Raw genomic sequence first — 26,223 nt, forward strand, 5'->3', positions numbered from 1 at the left:
CCCCGTCGAGCCGGGGTGAATATTTCCAAGTCCTCTGGGCAGCTCCAGAGAAGGGCCGGGCGCAGTGACGACCAGCAAGATTTCAAAACATTACAAACTTTTCATTGGCCGGACAGTTCGCAGTAAGGTGCGCCATCCTATATCTTGTCCATCGAATGATCCGGCGCTGCCGGTCTGAAGATCTAAGAACAAGAGAAGGTGCTCCAATGCTGAAGAATTTCAACGGACGTCCGTCCCTCGCCACCGTGCTCAAGGCTTCTACCGTTGCCGGTATCGCAGCCGCTGTGCTCGCAACCGGCGTTCCGCTCGAAATCACCCGGTCTTATGCCGAAGCCGTCAAGGTTCAGGCGCCTGCCGTTCCGAGCTTCGCCAATGTCGTCGATGCCGTTTCGCCCGCCGTCGTGTCGGTTCGCGTGGAAAATCGCGTCAATCCCGTCGCCGACAACAATGACGGCTTCGCCTTCGATTTCAACGGCCGCGGCTTCGATGATCTGCCTGACGATCACCCGCTGAAGCGCTTCTTCCGTCAGTTCGGCCAGGATCCGAACGATCAGCAGGGCCATCAGCGGCGCTTCGGCCAGAACGGCCCCGGTGGCCCGGGCGGCCCGAATGGTCCCGGCGGCAAGGGCCGGCTGCGTCCGGTCGCTCAAGGCTCCGGCTTCTTCATCTCCGAGGACGGCTACATCGTCACCAACAATCACGTTGTCTCCGACGGCCAGGCCTTCGTCGCCGTCATGAATGACGGCACCGAACTCGATGCCAAGCTGATCGGCAAGGATCCGCGCACCGACCTCGCTGTCCTGAAGGTTGACGGCAAGGGCAAGAAGTTCACCTATGTCAACTGGGCCGACGACAACAATGTCCGCGTCGGCGACTGGGTCGTCGCCGTCGGCAACCCCTTCGGTCTCGGCGGCACGGTCACGGCCGGCATCGTCTCGGCCCGCGGCCGTGATATCGGCTCCGGTCCCTATGACGATTACCTGCAGGTGGATGCGGCCGTGAACCGCGGCAATTCAGGCGGTCCGACCTTCAACCTCAGCGGCGAAGTCGTCGGCATCAACACCGCGATCTTTTCCCCGTCCGGCGGCAGCGTCGGCATCGCCTTCGCCATTCCCGCCTCGACCGCCAAGGATGTCGTCGCCGATCTGATGAAGGACGGCCAGGTTTCCCGCGGCTGGCTGGGTGTCCAGATCCAGCCGGTGACCAAGGATATCGCCGAATCCATCGGCCTTTCCGAGCCGAGCGGCGCCCTCGTCGTCGCCCCGCAGGCGGGCTCGCCGGGCGACAAGGCCGGCATGAAGGCCGGCGACGTCGTCACCGCCCTGAATGGTGAAACGATCAAGGATGCGCGCGATCTCAGCCGCCGCATCGGCGCGATGCAGCCGGGCAGCAAGGCCGAGCTTTCGGTCTGGCGCGCTGGCAAGGCGCAGTCCCTGACCGTCGAACTCGGCACGCTGCCGGCCGACCAGAAGGAAGCGAATGCCGATGACAACAGCCAGCCGCAGCAGCCCGAGGCGCCGGCGTCCGAGAAGGCGCTCGCCGATCTCGGCCTGACGGTCGGCCCCTCCGATGACGGCAAGGGCCTGACGATAACAGGTATCGACCCGGACTCCGACGCCGCCGACAAGGGCATCAAGGAAGGCGAGAAGATCACCTCGGTCAACAACCAGGAAGTCTCCACCCCCGGCGATGTCGTCAAGGTGCTGAACCAGGCCAAGAAGGACGGTCGTACCCGGGCGCTCTTCCAGATCCAGTCGAGCGAAGGAAGCCGTTTCGTCGCTCTGCCGATCAACGGCCAGGGCTGATCCCCGCAAAACGGGAGCCGTGCGGAGGAAACTCCGCCCGGCTCGATTGTTCTGATTTTGAAGGATGATCGCGATGAGCGCCGCTCCGCAGCCAGATGCTTTGAGCCTTGCCGAAACGCAGCCGGTGGGTAATGTCGGCCGCATGAAGATTCTCATCATCGAAGATGATCTCGAAGCCGCGGTCTACCTCACGAAAGCCTTTCGCGAGGCAGGCATTGTCGCCGACCACGCCAGCGACGGCGAGAGCGGTCTGTTCATGGGATCGGAAAATACCTATGACGTCATCGTCATCGACCGCATGCTGCCGCGCCGCGACGGTCTCTCCGTCATCAGCGAGCTGCGCCGCAAGGGCGTCCATACGCCGGTGCTCATTCTCTCCGCGCTTGGCCAGGTCGATGATCGGGTGACCGGTCTTCGTGCCGGTGGCGACGATTACCTGCCGAAGCCCTATGCCTTCAGCGAATTGCTGGCGCGTGTCGAGGTGCTTGGCCGCCGCAAGGGCACGCCGGAACAGGATGTCGTCTATCGCGTCGGTGATCTCGAACTCGACCGGCTCTCCCACGAGGTGCGCCGTGGCGGCAAGGAAATCCCGCTGCAGCCGCGCGAATTCCGCCTGCTCGAATATTTGATGAAAAATGCCGGCCAGGTGGTGACCCGCACCATGCTGCTCGAAAATGTCTGGGACTACCACTTCGACCCGCAGACGAACGTCATCGACGTCCATGTCTCGCGCCTGCGCTCGAAGATCGAGAAGGACTTCAGCCAGCCGCTCCTGAAAACCATCCGGGGCGCGGGGTACATGATCAAGGACGAGGGATGAGCCGCTTCAGGGTTCTCTTCAAGTCCACCGCAGTCCGCCTTTCGGCACTCTACATCCTGCTTTTCGCCATCTGCGCCGCGACCCTCGTCTTCTATGTGACGGCGATGTCGGAACGGCTGCTGACCGGCCAGATCCGCGATGCCGTCAAGCAGGAGGTGGAACAGGTGCAGCGCGCCTATGACACAGGCGGCATGAACCTTCTCCTGCGCACGATGGAGCGGCGCGCCCGTCAGCCGGGCGCCAATCTCTATATCATCGCCGGGCCCTCGGGCGATATTCTCGCCGGCAATGTCGCCTCGGTGCAGCCTGGTGTTTTCGAGGAGGTCGGCTGGACCTCCGCGCCCTTCGCCTATCAACGTTATACCGACGGCGGCGGTGTCGAGCGCCGCCATCGGGCGATCGCCAATATCTTCGTGCTCGACAACGGCTTGCGGATCCTGATCGGCCGCGACCTCGGCGATCCCGAACGTTTCCGCCTCCTGGTGCGTCAGGCACTGATGGTGGCGCTGGCGATCATGGGGCTCGGCGCGATCATCATCTGGTTCGCCATCGGCCGCAATGCGCTCAAACGCATCGACCGCATGTCGGATGCGAGCAAGAAGATCATGGCCGGCGACCTGTCGCAGCGTCTGCCGGTCGGCGGCTCCGGCGATGAGTTCGACCGGCTGTCGATGTCGTTGAATACCATGCTGGAGCGCATCGAGAAGCTGAACGAAGGCCTGCGGCAGGTCTCCGACAACATCGCCCACGATCTCAAGACGCCGCTGACGCGGCTGCGCAACAAGGCGGCCGATGCGCTCGACATGAGCGATGCCGATACGCGGCGGGTAGCGCTCGAAGGCATCATTTCCGAATCGGACCAGCTGATCCGCACCTTCAACGCGCTGCTGATGATCTCCCGCGTCGAGGCTGGATCGGTCGCCGCGGAGATGTCGCCGGTCGAGCTGTCGGCCATTGTTTCCGACAGCGCCGAGCTTTACGAGCCGGCGGCCGAAGAGGCCGGGCTTGGCTTGAGCTCGAGCGTCGAACCCGGGATCGAGGTGCAAGGAAATCGCGAGCTGATCGGCCAGGCGATCTTCAACCTGCTCGACAATGCCATCAAATATTCCTCCGATACGCAAGGGGCGGGCGAGGTGTCGCTAAGGCTTGCCCGCCGCCCGGATGGCATCTGCCTGTCGGTGGCAGACCATGGACCGGGCGTTCCGGCCGATCGGCGCGACGACGTGGTCAAGCGCTTCGTCCGCCTCGACGAAAGCCGCTCGAAGCCCGGCACCGGGCTCGGGCTTTCGTTGGTGGAGGCGGTGATGGAACTGCACAACGGCCGGCTGGAACTCTCCGACACCGATCCCGACAGTCCGGAACAGCGCGGCCTGACCGTCAGCATGATCTTCCCGGCCAAGGCTGCCTGAAGGACTTGTGCGGAAACGCGATCCGTTGAATCGCGTATTGGCGGTTTGGCCCCGAGACCCTAGTTTAATCCCGATCGAGGAGGGGGAAGGCGTGATTCTGCCGGCCGTTTCCTTCCGCTTCAAGCAGGAGAGCCTATGCTGACGAAATCGACGCATGGCCTGAAGGACGTCGCCGAAGGGCTGCTGCGTCCGCTGAGCCAGACGGAGTTGAAGCTGGCGATGAGCGACCTCCAGCAGGCCGGCAAAAGCGAGCCGGCGGTCGCCGCGATGCTGAAGAGCGAAGGGCGGCTGCGCGATTTCATTGCCGCCGTGCTGACGCTCTCGCCCTATCTGCGCGAAATCGTCAATCTCGACCCGGCCGTCCTCGCCGGCGCCATCACCCAACCCTTGGAGCCGCAGATCGAAGCGCTGATCGCCGAGGCGCGGGACTGCTGGCAGCCGGACGGCGACGGGGCCGCGCCAGTGGAATCGGCGGTGATGAGCAGACTGCGCATCATCAAGCGCAAGGCCGCCTTCCTCGTTGCACTGGCCGATCTCTCGCGCATCTTCGACGGCCGGGCCACGACCGCCTGGCTGAGCGAGCTCGCCGAAGCCTCCGTCGCCGCTGCAATCGACCATCTGCTGCTCTCCGCGCATGAAAGCGGAAAGGTCAGGCTGCGGGATCCGGCCAAGCCGAGCGAAGGTTCGGGACTGATCGTGCTCGGCATGGGCAAACTCGGCGCCCGCGAGCTCAACTATTCCTCCGATATCGACCTCGTCGTCTTTTTCGACGAGCAGGCCGGCATCGTGCCCGACCCCGATGACGCCATCGAGGTGTTCCCGAGGATGATGCGCCGGCTGGTGCGCATCCTGCAGGAACGCACCGCGGATGGTTACGTCTTCCGCAGCGATTTGCGATTGCGCCCGGATCCCGGTTCGACGCCGCTGGCGATTCCGGTCGACGCGGCGATGATCTACTACGAGGGCAGGGGCCAGAACTGGGAGCGGGCGGCCTTCATCAAGGCGCGCGCCGTGGCCGGCGACCTTCTGGCCGGCGGCGAGTTCCTGCGCGGGCTTGCGCCTTTCGTCTTCCGCAAATATCTCGATTACGCGGCGATCGCCGATATCCATTCGATCAAGCGGCAGATCCACGCGCATAAGGGGCACGGCGCGATCGCGGTCAAGGGCCATAATGTCAAGCTCGGGCGCGGCGGCATCCGCGAGATCGAATTCTTCGTCCAGACCCAGCAGCTGATCGCCGGCGGCCGCATGCCGGCGTTGCGCGGCCGCGGGACCGAGGAGACGCTCGGCGAGCTCACCAAGGCGAAATGGATCGACGCCGAGACCCGCGACGAGCTGACGGAGGCCTATTGGTTCCTGCGTGACGTCGAGCATCGCATCCAGATGGTGCGCGACGAGCAGACCCACCTGCTGCCGGAGACCGATGCCGACCTCAAGCGCATTGCCTTCATGATGGGCTTTACCGACACGCCGAGTTTTTCCGAACGGCTGGTTGGCGTGCTGAAGACGGTGGAGCGGCGTTATGCCCGCCTGTTCGAGCAGGAGAGCAAGCTTTCCACCGAAACCGGAAACCTCGTCTTCACCGGCCAGGGCGATGACCCGGATACGCTGGAGACCTTGAAGAAGCTCGGCTTTAACAGGCCGTCCGACATTTCCCGCATCATCCGCACCTGGCATTACGGCCGCTACCGCGCGACGCAATCGGTGGAGGCGCGCGAAAGGCTGACGGAGCTGGCGCCGGAGCTCCTGCGCGTCTTCGGCGAAAGCAGGCGCGCCGACGAGGCGCTGCTGCGTTTCGACAGCTTCATCTCGGGCCTTCCGGCCGGCATCCAGCTCTTCTCGCTGCTCGGCAGCAATCCGGCGCTCCTGTCGCTGATTGTCAACATCATGTCCTCGGCACCGCGACTGGCCGAGGTGATCGCCGCCAGGCCGCATGTTTTCGACGGCATGCTCGATCCGGCCCTGATGGCCGAGCTGCCGACGCGCGATTATCTCGGCGAGCGCCTGAACGGCTCGCTCGCCCAGGCGCGCCATTATGAGGAGGTGCTCGACCGGTTGCGCATCTTCGCCGCCGAACAGCGCTTCCTGATCGGCATCCGCCTGCTCACCGGCGCAATCAACGGCGCAATGGCTGCCCGCGCCTTCACTCATCTCGCCGACCTCATCATATCAGCCGCGCTCGATGCCGTGACAACCGAGATGCGGGCCGCGCACGGCGATTATCCCGGCGGCCGCATCGCCATATCAGGCATGGGCAAGCTCGGCAGTTTCGAGCTGACAGCAGGCTCCGACATCGATCTGATCCTGCTTTATGATTATGACGACGCCGCCTCCGAATCCGACGGGCCGAAGCCGCTCGACGCGACGCGCTACTTCACCCGCGTCACCCAGAGATTGATCGCCGCCTTGTCGGCGCCGACCGCCGAAGGCGTGCTCTACGAGGTCGACATGCGGCTGCGCCCCTCCGGCAACAAGGGGCCGGTCGCCACCCGCATCAATGCCTTCGGTAAGTACCAGCGCGAGGAGGCCTGGACCTGGGAGCATATGGCGCTCAGCCGCGCCCGGCTGATTTCAGGCGATGACAGCCTGATCGCCGAGGCGGAGCATATCGTCCGGGAGGTGCTGTCGGCCGATCGCGACATTGCCAAGGTGGCGCATGATGTCGCCGAGATGCGCGAGCTGATCGAAAAGGAAAAGCCGCCGTCCGGCCCCTGGGACCTGAAGCTGATCCCCGGCGGCGTCGTCGATCTCGAATTCATCGCCCAATACCTGGTGCTGATCGCTCCCGCCAAGGGTGTCGATGTTGCCGTCAATGGCCTGAGCACCGGCGAGGCTCTGAAGGTGCTCGGCGACCGGCTGATGGCCGCGGCCGACCTCGACACCTGCCTCGAAGCTTTCGCGCTCTACACCAGCCTGTCGCAATTGATCCGTCTCTGCATTGACGGTGAGTTCGATCCGAACGACGCGCCGGCGGGTCTCATCGAACTTGTCTGCCGCGCCGGCGATTGCCCCGATATCACGACGCTGGAGGGGGAGATCAAGCGGCTTTCCAAGGCGGTTCGGAAGATTTTCCTGAGCGTGGTCAAAGCTTAGACATCGTCCGGAATGCGCAGCGAGATCACCGTGCCCACGGCTTCGCGCGAGCGGATTTTCATGCGGCCGCCATGCAGGGCGGTCAGCGAACGCGAGATGGCAAGTCCGAGGCCGGAACCGCCCTTGCTCTTGGCGTACTGGCTCTGCACCTGTTCGAACGGCTGGCCGATCTTCGATAGCGCCGAACGGGGGATGCCGATGCCGGTATCGGCGATGGTGACGGTGACGGCGCCGTCGACGCGGCGTGTGCGCACCGCGATGCGGCCGCCATTGTCGGTGAACTTGACCGCATTGGAAAGCAGGTTGAGCAGTACCTGTTTCATCGCCCGGCGGTCGGCCGTCAGCGTCAGGCCAGAGGAGATGCGTTGGTCGATGAGGATATTCTTTTCGGCCGCCGGAATGGCGGTGAAGCGCAGGCTTTCCTCGATCAGCGGTACGAGATCGATCCGCTCGCGGTGCAGCTTGAGGTGACCGGCTTCGATCTTCGACATGTCGAGAATGTCGCTGATGACGTTGAGCAGATGTTTGCCGCTGTCATGGATATCGCGGGCATACTCGTCGTATTTCGCCGAACCGAGCGGCCCGAACATCTGGTTCTGCAGGATTTCGGAGAAGCCGAGGATGGCGTTCAGCGGCGTGCGCAGCTCATGCGACATGTTCGCGAGGAATTCTGATTTCGCCTTGTTGGCCGCTTCGGCGCGCTCCTTCTCCGCCTGGTAATTGGCGTTGGCCGTCGAAAGCTCGGATTTCTGGATCTCCAGCGTCTGGCGCGAGGCGGAAAGATCGCCGATCGTCGCCATCAGCCGGCGTTCGGATTCGCGCAGCCGCTCCTGATGGCGTTTCATCAGCGTGATGTCGGTGCCGACAGACACCCTGCCGCCGTCGCGGGTGCGCCGCTCGTTGATCTGCAGCCAGCGCTCGTCGGCCAGCTGCACCTCGGTCGTGCGCGAATAGCCGGAGCCGTCGGCATCGGCGATCCGCCGCTCGATGACCGGGCGGGCGGCTGCGGCATTGACGATCGAGCGCTCGGTGCCGGGTACCAGCACGCTGTCCGGCAGCCCGTAGGCCTGCTGGAAATGCGTGTTGCACATCACGAGCCGGTCGTTCTTGTCCCAGAGCACGAAGGCTTCCGAGGTGCATTCGATGGCGTCGGCGAGCCGCTGGTCGGCTTCCGCATAGCGCTGGGCGAGCCGATGCTGTTCGGTCACGTCCATGGCGATGCCGATCAAATGCATGCGGCCGGAATTGCTGCGGATCACCTGGGCGCGGGCGCGCATCCAGACATAGTGGCCGCCGGCATGGCGCATGCGGAAGATCTGGTCGACCTGGCCGGAATGGCCCTTGGCGATGGCGCGGGCGATCTCGTAGAGGCCGCCGTCGTCGGGATGCATCAGCCGCGCGGCCTCGCCGAAGCCCATCGTCTTGTCGGAGCCCGGCAGGCCGAGCATGTCGTACATCGAGCGCGACCAGAAGAATTCCCGGTTCTCGAAATCGAAGTCCCAAAGGCCGCAACGGCCGCGCGAAAGCGCCGTCTCGACGCGCAGGTTCGATTCCAGGAAGATGTCGTCGGCGTCGCGGGCCCGCTTCACCTGCGTGTAATAGGCATAGAGGATGACGAGCAGGATCGAGGAGATGCCGGCAAACAGCGTGACGTTGAGCGCCAGCTCCTCGCGCCAGAGCCGGCCGACTTCCTCGAGCGAGGTGGCGGCGACGACGAAGCCGCCGGCATTGCCCATCAGCGTGATCTCGGCATAGTGCGGTACGCCGCCGATGGTGGTTTCGATGACGCCGGCCCGATCGCCGAAACGCCGGATCGCCGAGACTTCGGGGAAGAAATCGCCGACATTGCTGCCGACATGCGAAAGCCCGGCGGTCGTTGCGGCAAAAACCTTACCGCTGGCCTGCACCAGCAGCACGAAGGCGCCGTCGTCCAGCCGGTCCTGTGGCAGGTACCTGGCAAGCCGGGCCTGGGCTTGCGTGATATCGCCGCTGTCGAAAATGTCGGCCGCATCGGCAAAGACGGCAGAGGCCGTCGCCGCCGAAAGCGCCGTGGCATGGCGGGCGGAAGCCTCCAGCCGGCTATATTCGCTCATCATGCCGAAGAAATGCGAGGCGGCGACGACGGAAAGGAAGGCGATGATCAATGCCGGAATGGCGCGCTTCAAGATGAGCTCCGCCTTCGGCAGATGACGCAGGAGGGGTTCCGATGTCGGGTGACCGGATAGGCTGTCTCGCCAGGCTTTCAGCCCGTCAAAATCGACACGCAGCCGTCTTCCGGCCACGGTTGCCCGCCGCACGTCCATCATCTCTTCGCCTTGTCCCTCGTGTGATTCGCGCGCCGCTCGCTCGAACCTGACCTAGAGAATCATGGGTGATTCGCCTTGTCCAGAGGCAAAGGTAAAATTCCGTTAACTATTTATATTTTGGTATTTTTTGGCGATTCGAATCGCCGGGCGAAGTGGCCGCCGCATGCTGCGCGACGGCCGGTCCAGGCAAATCACCCTTTGAGCGTGCGCTCGACGATATCGCGCACGTCGGTGGAAAGGTCGGGCGCCCGCTCGATCTCGATCAGTGCGGAGCGGGCGTGATCGGCGCGGGTCGGTTCCAGGGACCGCCAGGAGCGCATCGAGGTGAGGATGCGGGCTGCAAGCTGCGGATTGCGGCCGTCGATTTCGAGAATCTGGCCGGCGAGGAAGCGATAGCCTTCGCCGTCGGCCCGGCCGAAACCGGTCGGATTGGCAAAGGTGAAGGTTCCGACCAGCGCCCGCATCCGGTTCGGGTTGGTCCGCTTGAACAGCGGGTTCTCCATCAGGCCGCGCACCCGGTCCAGCGCCTGGGCGCCCGGAATGCCGGCCTGGATCGTGAACCATTTGTCGATGACGAGCGCGTTTTCCGCAAAGCGATCGCGGAAGGCGGCCAGCGCCTGGCTTGTCTCCGCACTGTCGGGGAAACGATGGGCGAGGATCGTCAGCGCATGGCTGAGGTCGGTCATGTTGTCGGCCGCGTCGAAGGCTGCCTTGGCGCGCGCAGGCGTCTGTTCGGCCTGCGCGAGATAGGTCAGCGCGCTATTGCGCAGCGCGCGCAGGCCGGCGCTCTTGGCATCGGGGCTGAAGCCGCCGGATGTCGCCATCGCCGCGTAGAGGCCGGCAAAGACATTCTTTCCGGCATCGGCGATCTGCTTGAGGATCGCCTGCCGGCCGGCATGGATGGCGTCGGGATCGTTGTTGCCGCCGAGTTCGCGGGCAATATCGGATTCGCTCGGCAGTGCCAGCGCCTGGGCGCGGAAGGCGGGCTCGAGGCTTTCGTCGGCGGCCGCCGCAATCAGCGTCTCGACGAAGGTCGGCTCGCAGGCGACCGGCTTGCCGTCGCGCGCGTCGCGGGCTGCTTTCAGAAGGTTCGGCAGCGCCAGATCGGTCAGCGCCTGCCAGCGGGCGAAATGATCGGTTTCGTGGCGGGCGAGATGAGCGAGATCGGCCGGGCTTTGATCGAAATGCAGGTTGATCGGCGCCGAGAAGCTGCGGTTGATCGAGACGACGGGGCGCGAGCCGACGCCATGAAACACCGCCGTTTGCGTGCGGCCGGTCAGATGCAGCACCTCGCCGGCATATTCGGCGCCCTCGACCGAGCTCGGCGCGATCTTGCCGCCGTTTTCGCCGAAGAGTGCCAGGCTGAGTGGGATATGCATCGGTTCCTTGCTCGACTGGCCGGGTGTAGCCGGCGTCATCTGTTCGAGCGACAGGGTGAAGCTGCCGGCCGCCGGATCATAGCTGCCCGATGCGGTGACGAGCGGCGTGCCGGCCTGATGATACCAGAGCGAGAATTGCGTGAGGTCGCGACCGGTCGCATCCTCGAAGCATTTGACGAAATCCTCGATCGTCACCGCCTGGCCGTCATGGCGGTCGAAATAGAGGTCCATGCCCTTCTTGAAGCCGTCTCTGCCGAGCAGCGTCGCGATCATCCGCGTCACTTCGCTGCCCTTCTCGTAGACGGTCCTCGTATAGAAATTGTTGATCTCGCGATATGTCGTCGGCCGCACCGGATGAGCGAGCGGGCCGCCATCTTCCGGAAACTGCTCGGACTTCAGATGGCGCACATCGGCGATGCGCTTGACCGGGCGTGAGCGCTGGTCGGAGGTGAATTCCTGGTCGCGGAAGACCGTCAGGCCTTCCTTGAGGCACAGCTGGAACCAGTCGCGGCAGGTGATGCGGTTGCCGGTCCAGTTGTGGAAATATTCATGCGCGATGACCGTCTCGATATTGGCGTAGTCGGCATCGGTCGCGGTCTCGGGATCGGCAAGGATGTATCTGTCGTTGAAGACGTTGAGGCCCTTGTTCTCCATCGCGCCCATGTTGAAGTCGGAGACGGCGACGATCATGAAGATGTCGAGATCATATTCGCGCCCGAACCTCTCTTCGTCCCACGCCATCGAGCGTTTCAGCGCATCCATGGCATAGGCCGCGCGCGGTTCTTTGCCATGCTCGACATAGATCTTCAGCACCACGTCGCGGCCCGACATGGTGGTGAACGTATCTTCGACGACGCCGAGATCGCCGGCAACGAGGGCAAAGAGATAGCTCGGCTTCGGATGCGGGTCGAACCAGGCGGCGAAATGCTTGCCGGGGCCGTAGCCGGCGCCGCCGAGGAAATTGCCGTTCGACAGCAGCAGCGGGTTGGTGTCCTTGTCGGCGATGATGTTGACGGTGAACGGCGCAAGCACGTCGGGCCGGTCGGGGAAATAGGTGATGCGGCGGAAGCCCTCCGCCTCGCACTGGGTGCAGTAGATGCCGCCGGTGCGATAAAGGCCCATCAGCTGGGTATTGGCCTCGGGATTGATGATCGTGGTGATCGTCAGCTCGAAGGGCGCGCTCTCCGGCAGGTCGCGCACCGTCAGGCTTTCCGGCGTCGCGTCATAACGCGAGGGATCGAGCTCCACCTGGTCGAACAGCAGCCCCGCCAGCGTCAGCTCGTCGCCGTCGAGCACGATCGGCGCGGTAATGTCGGCGTCCGGGCGGCGGTGAAAGATGAGACGGGCTTCGACTTTGGTCTCCGTCGGATCGAGTTCGAAAGTCAGGTCCACGCGTTCCAGCACGAAGTCGGTGGGCCGGTAATCTGCCAGATGAATGACCTGGCCGGTATCTGTTCGCATGGTGTTTCCTGAAGACCGTTATTTGACAACCGCGGAATACAGAGGCGGGCGCGCTCTGCAATAATTGGCCGGCATGATTACATTAAAGTCTGAACTAAAGTTAAAGCAAATTGCCCGTGAATGCGAAGTTCACGGGCAAAATATCCTGTTCGAAACGGATGGACGCGGCGGCCGGAAGAAAGGCCGCTATTTCAGATTGAGCGCGGCCTTGATGGTCGCGTCACTTTCGGTCTGCTGTGCGACAACGCCGTCCCAGCCAAGCCCGCCATAGTCCTCGTATCCGAGGGGGCGCGCGAAGGCGACGATCGAGCCATGATCGTCGTAGTCGCTGCCCTTCGCCCGGCCGGCCGGGTTGGCGAGCGTGAAACGGGAAAAGAGCAGGGTGGGATTGGTGGCGATAATCCTGTTCCGGCCGTGCCGTAAAACTTTGGACCTCTGCGTAATTTATCCCGACGTCATTCCGATTTAAGGATTATGCAGCGGGATTTTCTTTCGCTACGATGGCGGCGTCACCTTTTGCGTTCCCGAGTCGAACGCGTCTCCCCGTTCGTTCAAGTCAGCATTAGAGCCAGGATCATGCACTCGGTTCTCAGAAACCCGATGAGAGGCATTGCGCTGAAAGTCTCGTCGGTCGTGGTCTTCCTGGCCATGCAGACTTTCATCAAGCTGGCCGGCCCGGATATTCCGCCGGGTCAGGTCACCTTCTGCAGGTCCTTCTTCGCGCTCTTCCCGATCATCGCCTATCTCGCCTATATCGGACAGCTGCGCCCCGCCTTCCACACCGAAAATCCGGTCGGACACCTGAAGCGCGGCACGATCGGCATTCTGTCGATGGCTTTCGGTTTTTACGGCCTCCTGCATCTGCCACTGCCGGAGGCGATCGCCCTCGGCTACGCCTTGCCTCTCGTCGCCGTGATCTTCGCCGCGGTTTTTCTCGGCGAGACCGTGCGCATCTATCGCTGGAGCGCCGTCCTGGTCGGTATGGCCGGCGTTGCCATCATCTCCTGGCCAAAGCTCACGCTGTTTCGCGACGGCGGCATGGAAACGGAACAGGCCGTCGGCGCACTTTGCGTGCTGTTCTCGGCGGTTCTAGGCGGCATGGCGATGATCCAGGTGCGTCGCCTCGTCGAGGAGGAGAAGACGGCGACAATCGTCCTGTATTTTTCGCTCACCGCATCGGTCTTCTCGCTGGCTTCGCTGCCCTTCGGCTGGCTGGTCCTGCCATGGCCGTCGGCGCTTTTCCTGATCGCCGCCGGCTTTTGTGGTGGTGTCGCGCAGATTCTACTGACCGAAAGCTACCGCCATGCCGACGTCTCCACCATTGCGCCGTTCGAATATACGTCGATCCTGCTTGGCGGCATCGTCGGCTACTTCGTCTTCGGCGACGTGCCGAGCGTTACGATGCTGATCGGCACCGTCATCGTTGTCAGCGCCGGTATCTTCATCATCTATCGCGAGCATCAACTGGGCATCGAACAAAGGGAAGCCCGCAAGGCGACGACGCCGCAGGCCTGATGCCCGCAAGCTCACGACATCCAAAATTTCAGCGCGAGGATTGCAGTCGTGCGGCGCCCGCCGCCGGCGGGCGAAGAAAATGGTGATTTCTTAGGATGGCGCCGGCCCGGCGAATATGATTGTTCAATATGAGAAACTATCATTTATTCAAAGCTATGCATGTCTGAAATGGCCGCTGGGCGGCTTTCTATATTACTGCTCCGAACGCTGGTCTGCGAGCGGAGGTGGAGAAAAGCATAATGGCATACACGGCGGAGCAATTGGCGGGGAATTGCGCCTTTCTGACGAGTATCCGCTTTCTGGCCGGGCAGACGCGCAGCATGTTCGACGCCGGCCCGCGTCTGGCGCGATTGCTCGCCTCCCACCAGCGCTGGCTGCTGACCCAGACCGCCTATGCCCTTCACCTGGAATATGATCCGCGCGACCCGACCTCGGGTTTTACCGCCGTTCGGCTGACCGGCCGCATCACCGCCCACAAGGTGGCGAGCCGCAATACCGTGCTCGCCTTCATCGAAGAACTCTATACCTACCGCTTCATCGCCCATACGCCCGGCGACGAGCGGCGCCGGCCACGCCATTTCGAGCCCGCCACTGTCAGCCACCAGGCGATGTTTGCCTGGATTCACGCCAATCTCGCCGCGCTCGACCTGCTTGACGGCGGTGAGCGGGCGGTTATTTTCCAGGCAAACCCTTCACTGATGCGGCTCGTTCAGCCGCGCATTGCCCGCCACTGCCTGGAAGACGCCGGCTGGCGGGAGCCGCCGGCGCAGGTGGCGTTGTTTCTCTGGACGGAAGCCGGCGGCCTCGTCGTCGACAACTTCATGGCCAGGATGGAGCCGGAAGACACCGAGGCGGGCAAGTTTCTCGTCGGCCGCGTCGAAACCCGTGCGCTTGCCGCCGATTTCATGATGTCGCGCACGCACCTGCAGCGGCTGCTGGCAAAGGCGGCGCAGCGCGGCTGCGTCGGCTGGCATGATGAGCCGCGCAAGACGCATCTTTGGATATCGCGTGACTTCGTCGAGGAATATTGCGCCTGGCAGGCGGTCAAGTTCGCCTATGTCGACGAAGCCTTCGAATGGGCAACGGCCCAAATCGATGCGCTGACGATGTGATCACAACACGATTGCTGCTGAGCTCGGGGCGGCACTGGCCGGCGTTGCCGACAGCTCGCGCTCATATTCGCGCGCGGCGCAGACCGCGGCGCGGATATGCTCGAAGGTTTCGATGTTGCGCAGAAGCGATAGCAGGATCGTTGGCATGGTGGATGACTCTGGCATGAAATGGCAGCAAATTCAAAGCGCTACAGCACCATTTGTGCGTCCGGAAAGAGGCAGCAGCGCTGTAGCGACTGCCGCTCAGTATTGCTGGAAGTCCGAGAAAATCGCGTTCGGGCGCGCCGTGCGGCTGTTGATGCCAGTGCCGCGGGCGATCATCTGTTCGTTCGTGGCGAAGCCGAAGCGGCTGTAGCCGTGTGTGGAGCGCAGCTGGTCGCCGGCCAGGCGAAGGGTATCAAACCCGGAATGGATAGGACGAAATCTCTTGTTCATGGCCTTGGTTCCTGTGATTCCTCCCAAGACACAGGCTTATATTGCAGTGCAACATAGATTCTGCAATGCGTGCTGACGCGATGCAGCCATGCGAATAATGCATGGCGCGCTTCATAAATTATTCAACTGCGGCTAATTTCTGAGCAGAGACAGGGATTTCAGTTTTGCCTGGAAGGCGAGAAGATCGTTCCAGGCCAGCCGCTTGTTGACGGGTGCGGTTAACAGATCCTGGGGATGCAGGCTGGCGATGGCCGGAATGGTACGATCGGCGATGACGATGTCTTTCCAGCGGCCCCGCAAGCCGTGAATCGTATCGTTTTCCCCGAAGAAGAATCGCGCCGCGAAATTGCCGAGCAGCAGGATCGCCTGCGGTTCGGCGAGCGCGATCTGTCGTTCGATGAAGGGCCGGCAGATGTCGATCTCGGCCGCCGATGCCGCCCGGTTGCCCGGCGGGCGCCAGGGAATGACCTGCGTCAGCAGAACGCTCGAGCGGTTCAGCCCGATCGCCGCCAGCATCTTGTCGAACAACTGGCCGGACTTGCCCGAGAAGGGCAGGCCTTCACGGTCGTCTTCGGCGCTCGGCGCCGAGCCGATCACCATGATGCCGCTTTCGGCATCGCCGCTGGCAAAGATGGTCGAGCGGGCGCTGTGTTTGAGATTGCAGCCGTTGAAGGCTTCGATCGAGGTCTTCAACTCGCCGAGCGATCGCGCGGCTTCGGCGACGAAACGCGCCTGCTGCACTGCCTCGCCGTCCGGAATCGCCGGTTGCGGGCCGGAGACCGGGGCCGGACGGGCTGCGGCAGTCGGGCGCGGCGATGTCTGACGTTCTCCGACGCTAGGGCGCTCCCCGGCCGCAGGGCGTTCCTGCTGCGCCGACGCCGGGCGGCGCGCGGCCTTCATCGCCTCGAACTCGGCGAAGCGGTCGACCGCCTCTTCCTCCAGCAGCCACTCCACGCCGGCATCCGCATGGAAATGCAGAAGCGCTGCAAGCTCGGCGGGGGAAAGGTCGTTGGCGGAGATCATGCGGCAAGTTTAACGGAGAGAAATCGGCATTGAAAGGGCAGGCGGCAGGATTGGCCGCTCCGGCCGGATCTATTGCACAGTCCATTGCCTGATGTCGTCGCGTTCGCCGATCAGCGCCAGGCCGTGGGCGATCGACAGCAGTTCGCCGCCGCTTTCGATCCGGTCGCGGTCGAAACGCTCCGTGAAGATGCGGCGCACGGCCGGCACGAAGGACGTGCCGCCGGTCAGGAACACCTTGTCGATCTCGGCAGGCTTCGTATTGGTATTTTCGAGCACTTCGTCGAGCGCGCCTTCGATGCGGGCGAGATCGTCGGCGATCCAGCCTTCGAAATCGCTGCGCCGGACGCTGCGGTGGCCGCTGCGGCCGAGCGGTGCGAAATCGAAGGGCGCCTCGTCGGCCGCCGAGAGCGCCATCTTCGTCGCCGATACCGCCTGATAGAGCGGATATCCCTCGTCATGATCGATGAGGTCGATGAAAATCTCCAGCTTTTCCGGTTCCAGGCTGGTGCGCACCAGTTTCTTCAGATCCTCGAATTCGCGCGTGGTCTTGAAGATCGACAGCTGGTTCCAGCGGCCGAAGCTGGAATAATAGTTGGACGGCACTTCAAGGATCTTGTCGAAGCTTTTGAAATGGCTGCCCTTGCCGATCAGCGGCGCGACGATGTTGTCGATCATCCTGTAGTCGAAGTGATCGCCGGCGACGCCGACGCCGGAGTGACCGATCGGCGTTGCCGTCAGTCTGCCGGCGACGGTCTCGAAGCGGATCAGCGAATAGTCTGTCGTGCCGCCGCCGAAATCGGCAACCAGCACGGTCGCATCCCGCTTCAGGTTCTGCGCGAAATAGAAAGCGGCGGCGACCGGCTCGTAGACATAGTGGATTTCGGGAAAGCCGAAGCGCGATAGCGCCTCGTTATAACGTTGGGTGGCCAGATCAGGATCTGGGCTGGCGCCGGCGAAATGTACCGGACGGCCGGTGACGATGCGGCTGACATCGGACGGCCAGCTGTCACCGGCATAGTTGCGCAGGCGCCTGATGAAAACCTCCATCAGGTCTTCGAAATTATGCCGCTTGGCGAAGATCAGCGTGCCCTGGAACAGCGCGCTCGCCGCAAAGGTCTTGATCGACTGCAGAAAGCGGCATTCGCCGGGATTGTCGATGAACTGGCGGATCGCCGCATGACCGGCCTCCACCTTCAGTGCCGAGGCGCCGAGCTGCGCATCCTTCATGAAGGACAGCGCCGTGCGCATGCTGTCGGCCGTGCCCGCCGTGCTCGTGAACGCCATCGAGTGCGTCGCCCCGCCATCCGCCGTGGCGAGAACCGTATTGGTCGTGCCGAAGTCCAAACCCAGCGCCTGAGCCATGCCCGCACCTCTTTCATGCCGATTGTTATTGGAGACGGAGCGTTGCTCCGCAAGGGCGTGTCAACGCCCGGATCAAGGAGGGCGGGTGATGCCACAGAGGCGTGACACATTCAAGAGGATCGAAAGCTGATGCGAGCGCCGGCGCACTTCTTCTCCTGGCCGGGGAAAAGAAGTGCGCCTCAAGGGCTGAGCGGCGCGGAAGTCAGAGGGCCATCATCATTCGGCAGCCATCGCCCTTGCCTCCTGCAACACCGGTGCCTCGACCTTCTTATGGCCCATCAGCCGGCCGAGGAAGTTTCCGAAGCGGTCCATCTCGACGAAGATGACAGGGGTGATGAACAACGTCAGCAGCTGCGAGACGACAAGGCCGCCGACGACGGCAATGCCGAGCGGCTGGCGCAGCTCCGAGCTTGCGCCGGTGCCGAGCGCGATCGGCAGAGCGCCGAGCAGGGCGCAGAAGGTCGTCATCATGATCGGCCGGAAGCGCCGCACGCAGGCCTCGTGGATCGCCGCCGTCGCCTTTTCGCCGGTCGTGCGCATGGTCTCCACCGCCACGTCGATCATCATGATCGCGTTCTTCTTGACGATGCCGATCAGCATCAGCAGGCCGATGAGCGCGATGATCGACAGATCGAAGCCCATGATCTTCAACGCCAGCAGCGCGCCGAAGGCCGCCGCCGGCAGGCCGGAGAGAATGGTCAGCGGATGGATGAAGCTTTCATAGAGCACGCCGAGCACGACATAGATGGTCAACACGGCCGCCAGGATCAGATAAGGCGTGTTGCCCTGCGACTGCTGGAAGATTTCCGCCGTCCCGCCATAGGATGTGAAGACGTCGGCCGGCAGGCTGATCTCCTTCTTGATCTCATCGATCGCCGCCGTCGCGTCGCTGAGCGAGACGCCCTCCGGCAAATTGAAGGACACGGTGGTCGAGACGAGCTGGCCCGTCTGGTTGATGGTAACAGGGCCGGTGGTACGTTGCACATGCGCGAAGTTCGACAGCGGCACCAGACTGCCATTGGACGAGGCGACACGGATTTCCGCCAGTTTCTGGTCGTCCCAGGGTTTGCTGGTGTCGTATTCGACGATGACGTCGTAACTGTCGCCGGTCGACTGGATCTCGGCCGCCGTATATCCGCTGAAGGATTCCTGCAGCGTCGTGCGCAGCGTATCATTGTCGATCCCGTAGGCGGCCGCCCGCTCGGTGTCGATGACGATATTGGCCTGCAGGGCGTTGTTCTGGGCGTCCGACGTGACGTCGGTGAAAAGCCGGTCCTTGCGCATCGCCGCTTGGATCTTGCCGGCCCAGAGGTTGGTCTGGTCGGCGCTCAGCGCCTGGATGACCAGCTGATACTGACTGGCGGTCTGGCGGCCGCCGAAGCGCAGGCTCTGGTTCGGCGTCACGAAGGCCTGCAATCCGGGGATCTTGTTGATCGCCGTGCGCAGCTCGCGCAGCGTCTGGTCAAGCGGCGGGCGCTCCTTCTTGTCCTTGAGTTCGACGAACATCGAGCCGTTGTTCTGCGGTTTGTTCGGGTTGCCACCGATCGTCGACATCACGTGGTTGACCGCCGGGTTCGCCTTGACAGCGGCCGCCGCCTGCTGCTGCAGCGCCTCCATGGCGGAATAGGAAATGTCCTGGCGAGCCTGGGTGCTGATTGTCAAGCGGCCAATATCCTCCTGCGGGAAGAAGCTCGTCGGCAGCGTCATGAAGAAATAGACCGTCAGCGCCACCGAGCCGAGGAACACGCCGAGGATGGTGACGCGATGGCGCAGGCACCAGCCGACCGACCGGTCATAGCCGCGCAGTGTCCGCTCGAAACCGGCATCGAAGAGGCGGATCAGGAGCGGCGGGCGGCTGTGATTGTTGGACAGGCGCGAGCCGAGCATCGGCGTCACGGTCAGCGAGACGATGGCCGACGAGATGATGGCGATCGCCACCACCATGCCGAATTCGTTGAAGACGCGGCCGACGACGCCGCCCATCAGCAGGATCGGGATGAAGACAGCGATCAGCGAAACCGACATGGAGATGATGGTGTAGCTGACTTCGCCGGCACCCTTGATCGCCGCCTCCCGCACCGGCATGCCTTCCTCGACATGGCGCAGGATATTTTCCAGCATGACGATGGCGTCGTCGACGACCAGCCCCACCGCGAGCGTCAGCCCGAGCAGCGAGATATTGTCGATGCTGTAGCCGAGCACATACATCATGCCGAAGGTCGAAATCAGCGACAGCGGAACGGCAAGCCCCGGAATGATCGTCGCGGTCGCATGGCCGGTGAAGAGGTAGATGACCAGGACGACGAGGCCGATCGTCAGGAACAGCGTGAATTTCACGTCGGCGATGGCGGCGCGAATGGGTTTTGCGGCGTCATTCATGACGACAGTCGTGACTGAAGCCGGGATTTCGGCGTGAAGCTGCGGCAGCTTGGCGTTGATCGCATCGACGACGTCGACCGTGTTGGCATCGGGTTGCCGCTGAATGGCGAGGATGATGCCGCGCTGCCCATCATACCAGCTGCCGGTATACTGGTTCTCGACGCCATCCTGGACGTCGGCGACATCGCCGAGATGGATCGGCGCGCCGTTCGGATTGGCGATCACGAGCGAGCGGAACTGCTCGGCATTGGTGCGTTGCGTATTCGCCGTGATGGTCATGCTCTGCGCATTGTTCTGCAGCGTGCCCACGGGCTGCTGGCTGTTGGCGGCAGAAAGCGCCTTGTTGACGGTGTCGATGCCGATGCCGCGGGCCAGAAGCTTGTTGGGGTCGACCTCGACGCGCACCGCATAGGTCTGTGCGCCGAAGACGCTGACCTGGGCGACACCCGGAAGCGTCGACAGCGACGGCGAGATGATATCTTCGGCGATCTCGTCGAGCTTGCTGCGCGGCATGGTGTTGCTCTGCACGGAGAGCAGCATGACCGGCGCATCGGCCGGGTTGGTCTTGCGGTAGCTCGGCGGCGTCGTCAGATTGTCGGGCAGCTGCCGGGTCGCATGCGAGATCGCCGCCTGCACGTCGGCCGCGGCCGCGTCGATATTGCGATTGAGGTCGAACTGCAGCACGATGCTGGTGCTGCCGAGCGAGCTTGAGGCGCTGATCTCACTGATGCCGGGAATGGTCTCGAACTGCTTGATCAGCGGCGTGGCGACCGACGTTGCCATCGTCTGCGGCGAGGCACCGCTCAGCTGCGCCGAAACGTTGATCGTCGGAAAATCGACCTGGGGCAGGGCCGCGACCGGCACGAGCCGGTAACCGGCAAGGCCGGCCAGAATGACGCCGATCGCAAGCAGCGTCGTCGCGACGGGGCGCTGGATACAGAAATTCGGGATCATTGCTGCGCTCCCACCGTGATCGTCGCGGACTGCTGGGGCTGCCGAGGCGCGTCGGCGGAAGCGACATCGAGCGCCTTTTCGTCGAACTGTTCGTGGATCGCTTGTTGATCGCTGAGCTGGCCCTGGCCCTCGACGACGACATGGTCGCCTTCGGAAAGGCCTGATTCAATCGCGGTGAAGCCGCCATTGGCGCGGGCGACGGTCACCGGCGTCAGCCGCGATTTGCCATCCTTGGCGACGAAGGCGAAGAAACCGTCCGGGCCGGGGCTGACGGCAACCGTCGGCACCACCACCTGCTGTTCATCATTGTTGAAATGCACCACGATATTGACCGACTGGCCGGGCCAGAGGGCGCCAGAGGCGTTCTCGAATTTCGCCTTGGCGAGGATCGTGCCCGAGGCGGTATCGACCGTGTTGTCGTAGAAGCTGATTTCGCCCTTGCGGACCTGGCCCTTGGTGGAGGCGGGAACCGTGCTGACCTCGACCGGACCGGCAGCCAGGGCTTTCTTCAGCACGCGCAGATATCGTTCCTGCAGGTGGAATTTCACATAGATCGGATCGTATTTGGCGATGGTGACGATGGCCGCGCCGGCGTTGAGGAAGGCGCCCTTGCTGACGGCGATATCGCCGAGCCGGCCGTCGAAGGGCGCGCGGATATCGGTATGCTCGAGCAGGATCTGATCGGAGGCAAGTGTCGCCTTGTCCGCATCGACGGTGGCGGCGGCGGTGTCACGCGCGGCTCTCGCCTGATCGAGGCTCTGCTGGGTGCCGGCTTTCTGGTCGAACAGGTCCTGCGCCCGCACCAGCGCGGTCTCGGCTTCCGAAAGCGTCGCCGTGTCGCGCACGATCATCGCATTGTCCTTGTCGACGGCGGCCTTGGCCGTCCGGTCATCGAGTTTGGCGATCAGGTCGCCGGCCTTGACGGTCGCCCCGTCCTGCGCAGCGATGCTGACGATCAGCCCCTGTTCCTGTGCGGCGATGGTGGTATTGTCATCCGCGTCGGCCCAGCCGGACGCCGTCACATCCATCGGCAGCGTCGTTTTGGCCGCTGCGACGGTCTTGACGACGGTCGGACCGCCGCCGCCGCGCCTGCGGCCGCCGCCCTGACGTTGACTGCCATTTTGCGATGGATCGACCTGTGCCTGGCCGCCCTCAGCCTGCTGGCCGCTGTCATTGCCGGCCGCCGGCTGTCTGATCAGCTGCGAGAGGTAGGGAATGCGCGAGGCGTAGGGGATCAAATTGCCGAATTGCCAGAGACCGACGGCGGCAACGGCGATAATACTGACGGTGATCCAAAATTTCTTCATGGCGAGACCGGTTGAGCAGGGTTGCGAATTTATGCTTGATTGAGCCGCTTTTATTGCGGCGCAAAAAAGACATAATTCCCCGGTCGCGATCACTAAGTGGTTATAACGGCTTAAATTTTTGTAATGAATATTCCGTAATATTCAAATTATACTAATATAGCCGGGTGCGCTTGACGCGGCTCCGCGGCGGCGTTGCCGGCAAGCCGAAGCCGCTCCCCATGCGGGTCGCTGCACACAAGGAATAGCGGAAAAACAGAGAAGGCAGCTCGTCATGACTGAGTTGGACACCAGCGATTTTCGCATACTCATCACAAGCGTGTTTCCCCACCTGACGGCCTCCGTCTTCAAGCTGTCTGCAAAAAGCTGGGATTCGATAGCGGTCGATGTCGACGACACGCTGATCTTCAAGTTTCCCCGCCATCTCGGCGCCGAAAGGGCGCTGGTGAAGGAAGCGGCCTTGCTCGACATCATCAGGCCGTCGCTATCGATGGCGGTTCCCGATATGCGCATTCACGACGGGCCGCCGATCTTCTCCTGTCACGCCAAGCTCGAGGGCGAACATCTCATTGACCAAGATTACGAGGCGCTCGGGGAGGGCGTACGCCAGCGTCTGGCGGATGATCTCGCGCGGTTTTACGCCGAGCTGCATGCGCTCGACGCCGACCGCCTGCGCGCGGCCGGCGCAGCGGCGATCCAGCCGTGGCAATCGCCGGCCGTGGTGCGAGCGAAGGCCTTGCCGCTGCTGCCGGCTGATATCCAGCGCTTTGCCGAGACCGTGGTTTCGGATTTCGAATTCCTGCCGCCGGATCCTTACGGCAATGTCTACGGCTTTTTCGACGGCCATGGCTGGAACATGGCCTTCGACTTTCGCCACGGCAGGCTCAACGGCATTTACGATTTCGCCGATTCCGGTTTCGGGCCGTTGCATCAGGAGTTCATCTATTCGAACTTCATCTCGCCCGATCTGACCGCACGCATCGTCGCGGCCTATGAGATCCTGACCGGGCGCCGGCTTGACCGACGGCGCATCGCGATCATGACCGGCTTCCACAGGCTTTCCGAACTCGCCGAACTTGCCGACGATCCGGCCAATGTCGAACAGATGATCCGCAGCGCGGCGAACTGGGCAGCCGCCGCAGCCCGCCTCGTCTGAGAGAATCAATTAGACGGATCGTGCCGCGCCGCCGTCGCAGCGGATGAGCGAGCCGGTGATGTAACTTGCCGGCTGGCTGCACAGGAAGGCCGCGGTTGCTGCAAACTCCTCCACCCGGCCGTAGCGGCCGACAGGAATGCGCGCCTCCTTGTCGGTTCGGATTTCCTCCACGCTTTTGCCCGTCCGCTTTGCCGCGGCACCATCGAGATCGTCGAGCCGCGCCGTCAGAATGCTGCCCGGCAGCAGCAGGTTGGTGGTGATGCCGAAATGCGCCACTTCGGAGGCGAGCGTCTTGCTCCAGCCGGCAAGCGCGGGGCGCAGCGTATTCGACAGCGCCAGGTTGGCGATCGGCTCGATGACGCCCGACGAGGCGACCGTCAGGATGCGACCCCAGCCCTGCGCCTTCATATCAGGCAGTAGCGCATTGGTGAGCGTGATCACCCGGGCGACCATCGAGAGGAAATAGGTTTCAAGCTTCTGGGCCGTCATCTCCTCGGTCGTGCCGGGCGTCGGGCCGCCGGTATTGTTGACGAGGATATCGAGGCCGCCGAACTTGTCCTTCACGGCCGTCTTCGCCGTCTCGACGAAGCCCTCGTCTGCGAGGTCGGCCCAGATCCAGTCTGCCCGGCCGTGGCCCTCGCTGTTGATCGCCTTGCAATTGGCCTCCAGCTGCTCGCCGCTGCGCCCGCAGAGCAGCACGTTTGCGCCCTCCCGCGCCAGCGCGACGGCGATGCCGAGGCCAAGCCCGCGCGAGGAGGCGAGAACGAGCGCTCTTTTGCCCTTGATGCCGAGATCCATGATTTTCTCCGATGACGTTCAGCGATGTATAAGGCGCAGACAACGAAAAAGGAAAGAGAGGGTGCGGCACCGCTTTCGTAATTGACGTTAACGTAAGCGTTATCGTAAATCTCGGATCGGCGGAAAGATCATTGTGCGAATTGGAGATTGGCTGTCGCATCCCGGCTCGACAATGCTTCGCCGTTTTGACAAGAAAGTCACCCATGGGATGATGGCCGCAGACGGCCAAGCGGAGACGAGTGAATGACCGAGACGACTGAGCTGCCCGAACGCGAGAGCATGGAATTCGACGTCGTAATCGTCGGCGCAGGCCCTGCCGGGCTTGCGGCGGCGATCCGGCTGAAGCAGGTCGATCCGGAATTGTCGGTCGTCGTGCTGGAGAAGGGCTCGGAGGTCGGCGCCCATATTCTCTCGGGCGCCGTCGTCGACCCGATCGGCATCGACCGGCTGCTGCCCGGCTGGCGCGATGAGGCCGATCATCCGTTCAAGACGGAAGTCACATCCGATCATTTCCTGCTGCTCGGCCCGGCCGGCTCGATCCGCCTGCCGAATGTCATGATGCCGCCCTTGATGAACAATCACGGCAATTACATCGTCTCGCTCGGCAATGTCTGTCGCTGGCTGGCGGGCAAGGCGGAAGAGCTCGGCGTCGAAATCTATCCGGGCTTTGCCGCCACCGAAGTGCTCTACGACGACAAGGGTGCGGTGATCGGTGTCGCCACCGGCGACATGGGCATCGAGAAGAACGGCGAGCCCGGCCCGAACTACACCCGCGGCATGGAACTGCGCGGCAAATATACGCTGATCGGCGAAGGCGTACGCGGCTCGCTCGCGAAGCAGTTGATCGCCAAGTTCGATCTGCAGAAGGACCGCGAACCGCAAAAGTTCGGCATCGGCATCAAGGAGCTCTGGCAGGTCAAGCCCGAGCACCACAAGCAGGGCCTGGTGCAGCACTCCTTCGGCTGGCCGCTCGGCATGAAGACCGGCGGCGGCTCCTTCCTCTATCACCTCGAAGACAATCTGGTGGCGGTCGGCTTCGTCGTCCACCTGAACTACAAGAACCCCTATCTCTACCCGTTCGAGGAATTCCAGCGCTTCAAGACGCATCCGGCGATCCGCGGCACCTTCGAAGGCGGCAAGCGGCTCTCCTATGGGGCGCGCGCCATCACCGAGGGCGGTTATCAGTCGGTGCCGAAGCTCACCTTCCCCGGCGGCGCGCTGATCGGCTGTTCGGCCGGCCTCGTCAACGTGCCGCGCATCAAGGGCAGCCACAATGCCGTGCTGTCGGGCATGCTGGCGGCCGAGAAGCTGGCGGCGGCCATCGCAGCCGGCCGCAGCCATGACGAGGTCGTCGAGATCGAGACCGACTGGCGCAAGGGCGACATCGGCCGCGATCTCAAGCGTGTCCGTAACGTCAAGCCGCTGTGGTCGAAGTTCGGCACGGCGCTCGGCGTGGCGCTCGGCGGGCTCGACATGTGGACCAACACGCTGTTGGGCTTCTCCTTCTTCGGCACGCTTGGCCATGGCAAGACCGATGCGCAGTCGCTGGAGCCGGCATCCCAGCACAAGCCGATCGCCTATCCGAAACCGGACGGCGTTTTGACCTTCGACCGCCTGTCCTCGGTGTTCCTGTCGAACACCAATCACGAGGAAGATCAGCCGGTGCATCTGCAGGTCAAGGACATGGGCCTGCAGAAGAGCTCCGAGCTCGGCATCTATGCCGGTCCGTCGACGCGCTACTGTCCGGCCGGCGTCTATGAGTGGGTGGAGAAGGACGGCGAGGACACCTTCGTCATCAACGCCCAGAACTGCGTGCACTGCAAGACCTGCGACATCAAGGATCCCAACCAGAACATCAACTGGGTGCCGCCGCAGGGCGGCGAGGGGCCGGTCTATCCGAACATGTAGATCG

Annotated in this window: 17 protein-coding genes and 1 pseudogene; 8 read left to right on the forward strand and 10 right to left on the reverse strand. The window is 63.2% G+C overall.

Going from position 1 to position 26,223, the window contains the following annotated elements:
* The first annotated feature begins 206 nt into the window (after positions 1-206).
* The 4 genes from EFD56_RS24010 to EFD56_RS24025 all read left to right on the forward strand — a co-directional run bounded on the left by EFD56_RS24010 (position 207) and on the right by EFD56_RS24025 (position 7,127).
* Positions 207-1,805, forward strand: a complete 1,599-nt coding sequence (locus tag EFD56_RS24010) for a Do family serine endopeptidase (RefSeq protein WP_126906479.1) — start codon at positions 207-209, stop codon at positions 1,803-1,805.
* 64 nt (positions 1,806-1,869) lie between these two features.
* Complete coding sequence (locus tag EFD56_RS24015; protein WP_406549437.1) at positions 1,870-2,625, forward strand: response regulator transcription factor; 756 nt, start codon at positions 1,870-1,872, stop codon at positions 2,623-2,625.
* Positions 2,622-4,034, forward strand: coding sequence for a sensor histidine kinase (locus EFD56_RS24020; protein ID WP_085742094.1), 1,413 nt, complete (start codon positions 2,622-2,624; stop codon positions 4,032-4,034). The genes EFD56_RS24015 and EFD56_RS24020 overlap by 4 nt, the downstream gene beginning before the upstream one ends.
* A gap of 135 nt (positions 4,035-4,169) precedes the next feature.
* The gene (locus tag EFD56_RS24025) at positions 4,170-7,127 is read left to right on the forward strand and encodes a bifunctional [glutamine synthetase] adenylyltransferase/[glutamine synthetase]-adenylyl-L-tyrosine phosphorylase (RefSeq protein WP_085742095.1); all 2,958 of its coding nucleotides are present in this window, start codon (positions 4,170-4,172) and stop codon (positions 7,125-7,127) included.
* On the opposite strand, the gene EFD56_RS24030 is transcribed toward EFD56_RS24025, so the two are convergent.
* The 3 genes and pseudogenes from EFD56_RS24030 to EFD56_RS33600 form a co-directional block, all read right to left on the reverse strand.
* Positions 7,124-9,433, reverse strand: coding sequence for a PAS domain-containing sensor histidine kinase (locus tag EFD56_RS24030; protein WP_126906480.1), 2,310 nt, complete (start codon positions 9,431-9,433; stop codon positions 7,124-7,126). The genes EFD56_RS24025 and EFD56_RS24030 overlap by 4 nt on opposite strands.
* A gap of 191 nt (positions 9,434-9,624) precedes the next feature.
* On the reverse strand, positions 9,625-12,273 hold the full coding sequence (pepN, locus tag EFD56_RS24035) for an aminopeptidase N (protein ID WP_085742097.1): 2,649 nt from the start codon (positions 12,271-12,273) through the stop codon (positions 9,625-9,627).
* A 186-nt stretch (positions 12,274-12,459) separates the two neighbouring features.
* Positions 12,460-12,681: pseudogene (locus EFD56_RS33600) on the reverse strand (methyl-accepting chemotaxis protein); the annotation flags it as partial.
* A 168-nt stretch (positions 12,682-12,849) separates the two neighbouring features.
* On the opposite strand from EFD56_RS33600, the gene EFD56_RS24045 reads away from it, so the two are divergent.
* Both EFD56_RS24045 and EFD56_RS24050 read left to right on the forward strand, forming a co-directional pair.
* Positions 12,850-13,788 (forward strand): DMT family transporter, encoded by a 939-nt coding sequence (locus tag EFD56_RS24045; RefSeq protein ID WP_064817807.1) that lies wholly within the window; start codon positions 12,850-12,852, stop codon positions 13,786-13,788.
* 239 nt (positions 13,789-14,027) lie between these two features.
* Positions 14,028-14,900 carry a hypothetical protein gene (locus tag EFD56_RS24050; RefSeq protein WP_085742098.1) on the forward strand — a complete coding sequence of 291 codons (873 nt, stop codon included), beginning with the start codon at positions 14,028-14,030 and terminating at the stop codon, positions 14,898-14,900.
* Here EFD56_RS24050 and EFD56_RS32755 read toward each other — a convergent pair whose 3' ends face one another.
* From EFD56_RS32755 to EFD56_RS24075, 6 genes are all read right to left on the reverse strand, one after another.
* Positions 14,901-15,047 carry a hypothetical protein gene (locus tag EFD56_RS32755; RefSeq protein WP_010000818.1) on the reverse strand — a complete coding sequence of 49 codons (147 nt, stop codon included), beginning with the start codon at positions 15,045-15,047 and terminating at the stop codon, positions 14,901-14,903.
* Positions 15,048-15,143: 96 nt separating this feature from the next.
* Complete coding sequence (locus EFD56_RS24055; protein WP_010000817.1) at positions 15,144-15,335, reverse strand: hypothetical protein; 192 nt, start codon at positions 15,333-15,335, stop codon at positions 15,144-15,146.
* A 132-nt stretch (positions 15,336-15,467) separates the two neighbouring features.
* The gene (locus tag EFD56_RS24060) at positions 15,468-16,358 is read right to left on the reverse strand and encodes a uracil-DNA glycosylase (RefSeq protein ID WP_126906481.1); all 891 of its coding nucleotides are present in this window, start codon (positions 16,356-16,358) and stop codon (positions 15,468-15,470) included.
* Between the two features lie 69 nt (positions 16,359-16,427).
* A complete protein-coding gene (locus tag EFD56_RS24065) occupies positions 16,428-17,720 on the reverse strand; it encodes an Hsp70 family protein (protein ID WP_126906482.1) in 1,293 nt (430 codons plus the stop codon).
* A 216-nt stretch (positions 17,721-17,936) separates the two neighbouring features.
* Positions 17,937-21,053 (reverse strand): efflux RND transporter permease subunit, encoded by a 3,117-nt coding sequence (locus EFD56_RS24070; protein ID WP_126906483.1) that lies wholly within the window; start codon positions 21,051-21,053, stop codon positions 17,937-17,939.
* Entirely contained in the window at positions 21,050-22,360 is a 1,311-nt protein-coding gene (locus EFD56_RS24075; RefSeq protein ID WP_126906484.1) for an efflux RND transporter periplasmic adaptor subunit, read from the reverse strand. The genes EFD56_RS24070 and EFD56_RS24075 overlap by 4 nt, the downstream gene beginning before the upstream one ends.
* 271 nt (positions 22,361-22,631) lie before the next feature.
* Here EFD56_RS24075 and EFD56_RS24080 point away from each other — a divergent pair, with 271 nt between their 5' ends.
* Positions 22,632-23,513 carry a phosphotransferase family protein gene (locus EFD56_RS24080; RefSeq protein ID WP_085742103.1) on the forward strand — a complete coding sequence of 294 codons (882 nt, stop codon included), beginning with the start codon at positions 22,632-22,634 and terminating at the stop codon, positions 23,511-23,513.
* 9 nt (positions 23,514-23,522) lie between these two features.
* On the opposite strand, the gene EFD56_RS24085 is transcribed toward EFD56_RS24080, so the two are convergent.
* On the reverse strand, positions 23,523-24,311 hold the full coding sequence (locus EFD56_RS24085) for an SDR family oxidoreductase (RefSeq protein ID WP_004670411.1): 789 nt from the start codon (positions 24,309-24,311) through the stop codon (positions 23,523-23,525).
* A gap of 243 nt (positions 24,312-24,554) precedes the next feature.
* Here EFD56_RS24085 and EFD56_RS24090 point away from each other — a divergent pair, with 243 nt between their 5' ends.
* Positions 24,555-26,219 carry an electron transfer flavoprotein-ubiquinone oxidoreductase gene (locus tag EFD56_RS24090; RefSeq protein ID WP_126906485.1) on the forward strand — a complete coding sequence of 555 codons (1,665 nt, stop codon included), beginning with the start codon at positions 24,555-24,557 and terminating at the stop codon, positions 26,217-26,219.
* Positions 26,220-26,223: the final 4 nt, after the last annotated feature.

Origin of the sequence: Rhizobium phaseoli (genome assembly GCF_003985125.1) — a bacterium.
GTDB lineage: Bacteria > Pseudomonadota > Alphaproteobacteria > Rhizobiales > Rhizobiaceae > Rhizobium > Rhizobium phaseoli.

What these genes read in the sequence shown, in the direction of transcription:
- pepN (WP_085742097.1), bottom strand. Translation starts at nt 12,273, where the DNA reads ATGCGAACAGATACCGGCCAGGTCATTCATCTGGCAGATTACCGGCCC.
- EFD56_RS24085 (WP_004670411.1), bottom strand. Translation starts at nt 24,311, where the DNA reads ATGGATCTCGGCATCAAGGGCAAAAGAGCGCTCGTTCTCGCCTCCTCG.
- EFD56_RS24025 (WP_085742095.1), top strand. Translation starts at nt 4,170, where the DNA reads ATGCTGACGAAATCGACGCATGGCCTGAAGGACGTCGCCGAAGGGCTG.
- EFD56_RS24020 (WP_085742094.1), top strand. Translation starts at nt 2,622, where the DNA reads ATGAGCCGCTTCAGGGTTCTCTTCAAGTCCACCGCAGTCCGCCTTTCG.
- EFD56_RS24065 (WP_126906482.1), bottom strand. Translation starts at nt 17,720, where the DNA reads ATGGCTCAGGCGCTGGGTTTGGACTTCGGCACGACCAATACGGTTCTC.
- EFD56_RS24015 (WP_406549437.1), top strand. Translation starts at nt 1,870, where the DNA reads ATGATCGCGATGAGCGCCGCTCCGCAGCCAGATGCTTTGAGCCTTGCC.
- EFD56_RS24080 (WP_085742103.1), top strand. Translation starts at nt 22,632, where the DNA reads ATGACTGAGTTGGACACCAGCGATTTTCGCATACTCATCACAAGCGTG.
- EFD56_RS32755 (WP_010000818.1), bottom strand. Translation starts at nt 15,047, where the DNA reads ATGCCAACGATCCTGCTATCGCTTCTGCGCAACATCGAAACCTTCGAG.
- EFD56_RS24090 (WP_126906485.1), top strand. Translation starts at nt 24,555, where the DNA reads ATGACCGAGACGACTGAGCTGCCCGAACGCGAGAGCATGGAATTCGAC.
- EFD56_RS24075 (WP_126906484.1), bottom strand. Translation starts at nt 22,360, where the DNA reads ATGAAGAAATTTTGGATCACCGTCAGTATTATCGCCGTTGCCGCCGTC.
- EFD56_RS24045 (WP_064817807.1), top strand. Translation starts at nt 12,850, where the DNA reads ATGCACTCGGTTCTCAGAAACCCGATGAGAGGCATTGCGCTGAAAGTC.
- EFD56_RS24050 (WP_085742098.1), top strand. Translation starts at nt 14,028, where the DNA reads ATGGCATACACGGCGGAGCAATTGGCGGGGAATTGCGCCTTTCTGACG.
- EFD56_RS24010 (WP_126906479.1), top strand. Translation starts at nt 207, where the DNA reads ATGCTGAAGAATTTCAACGGACGTCCGTCCCTCGCCACCGTGCTCAAG.
- EFD56_RS24055 (WP_010000817.1), bottom strand. Translation starts at nt 15,335, where the DNA reads ATGAACAAGAGATTTCGTCCTATCCATTCCGGGTTTGATACCCTTCGC.
- EFD56_RS24030 (WP_126906480.1), bottom strand. Translation starts at nt 9,433, where the DNA reads ATGATGGACGTGCGGCGGGCAACCGTGGCCGGAAGACGGCTGCGTGTC.
- EFD56_RS24060 (WP_126906481.1), bottom strand. Translation starts at nt 16,358, where the DNA reads ATGATCTCCGCCAACGACCTTTCCCCCGCCGAGCTTGCAGCGCTTCTG.
- EFD56_RS24070 (WP_126906483.1), bottom strand. Translation starts at nt 21,053, where the DNA reads ATGATCCCGAATTTCTGTATCCAGCGCCCCGTCGCGACGACGCTGCTT.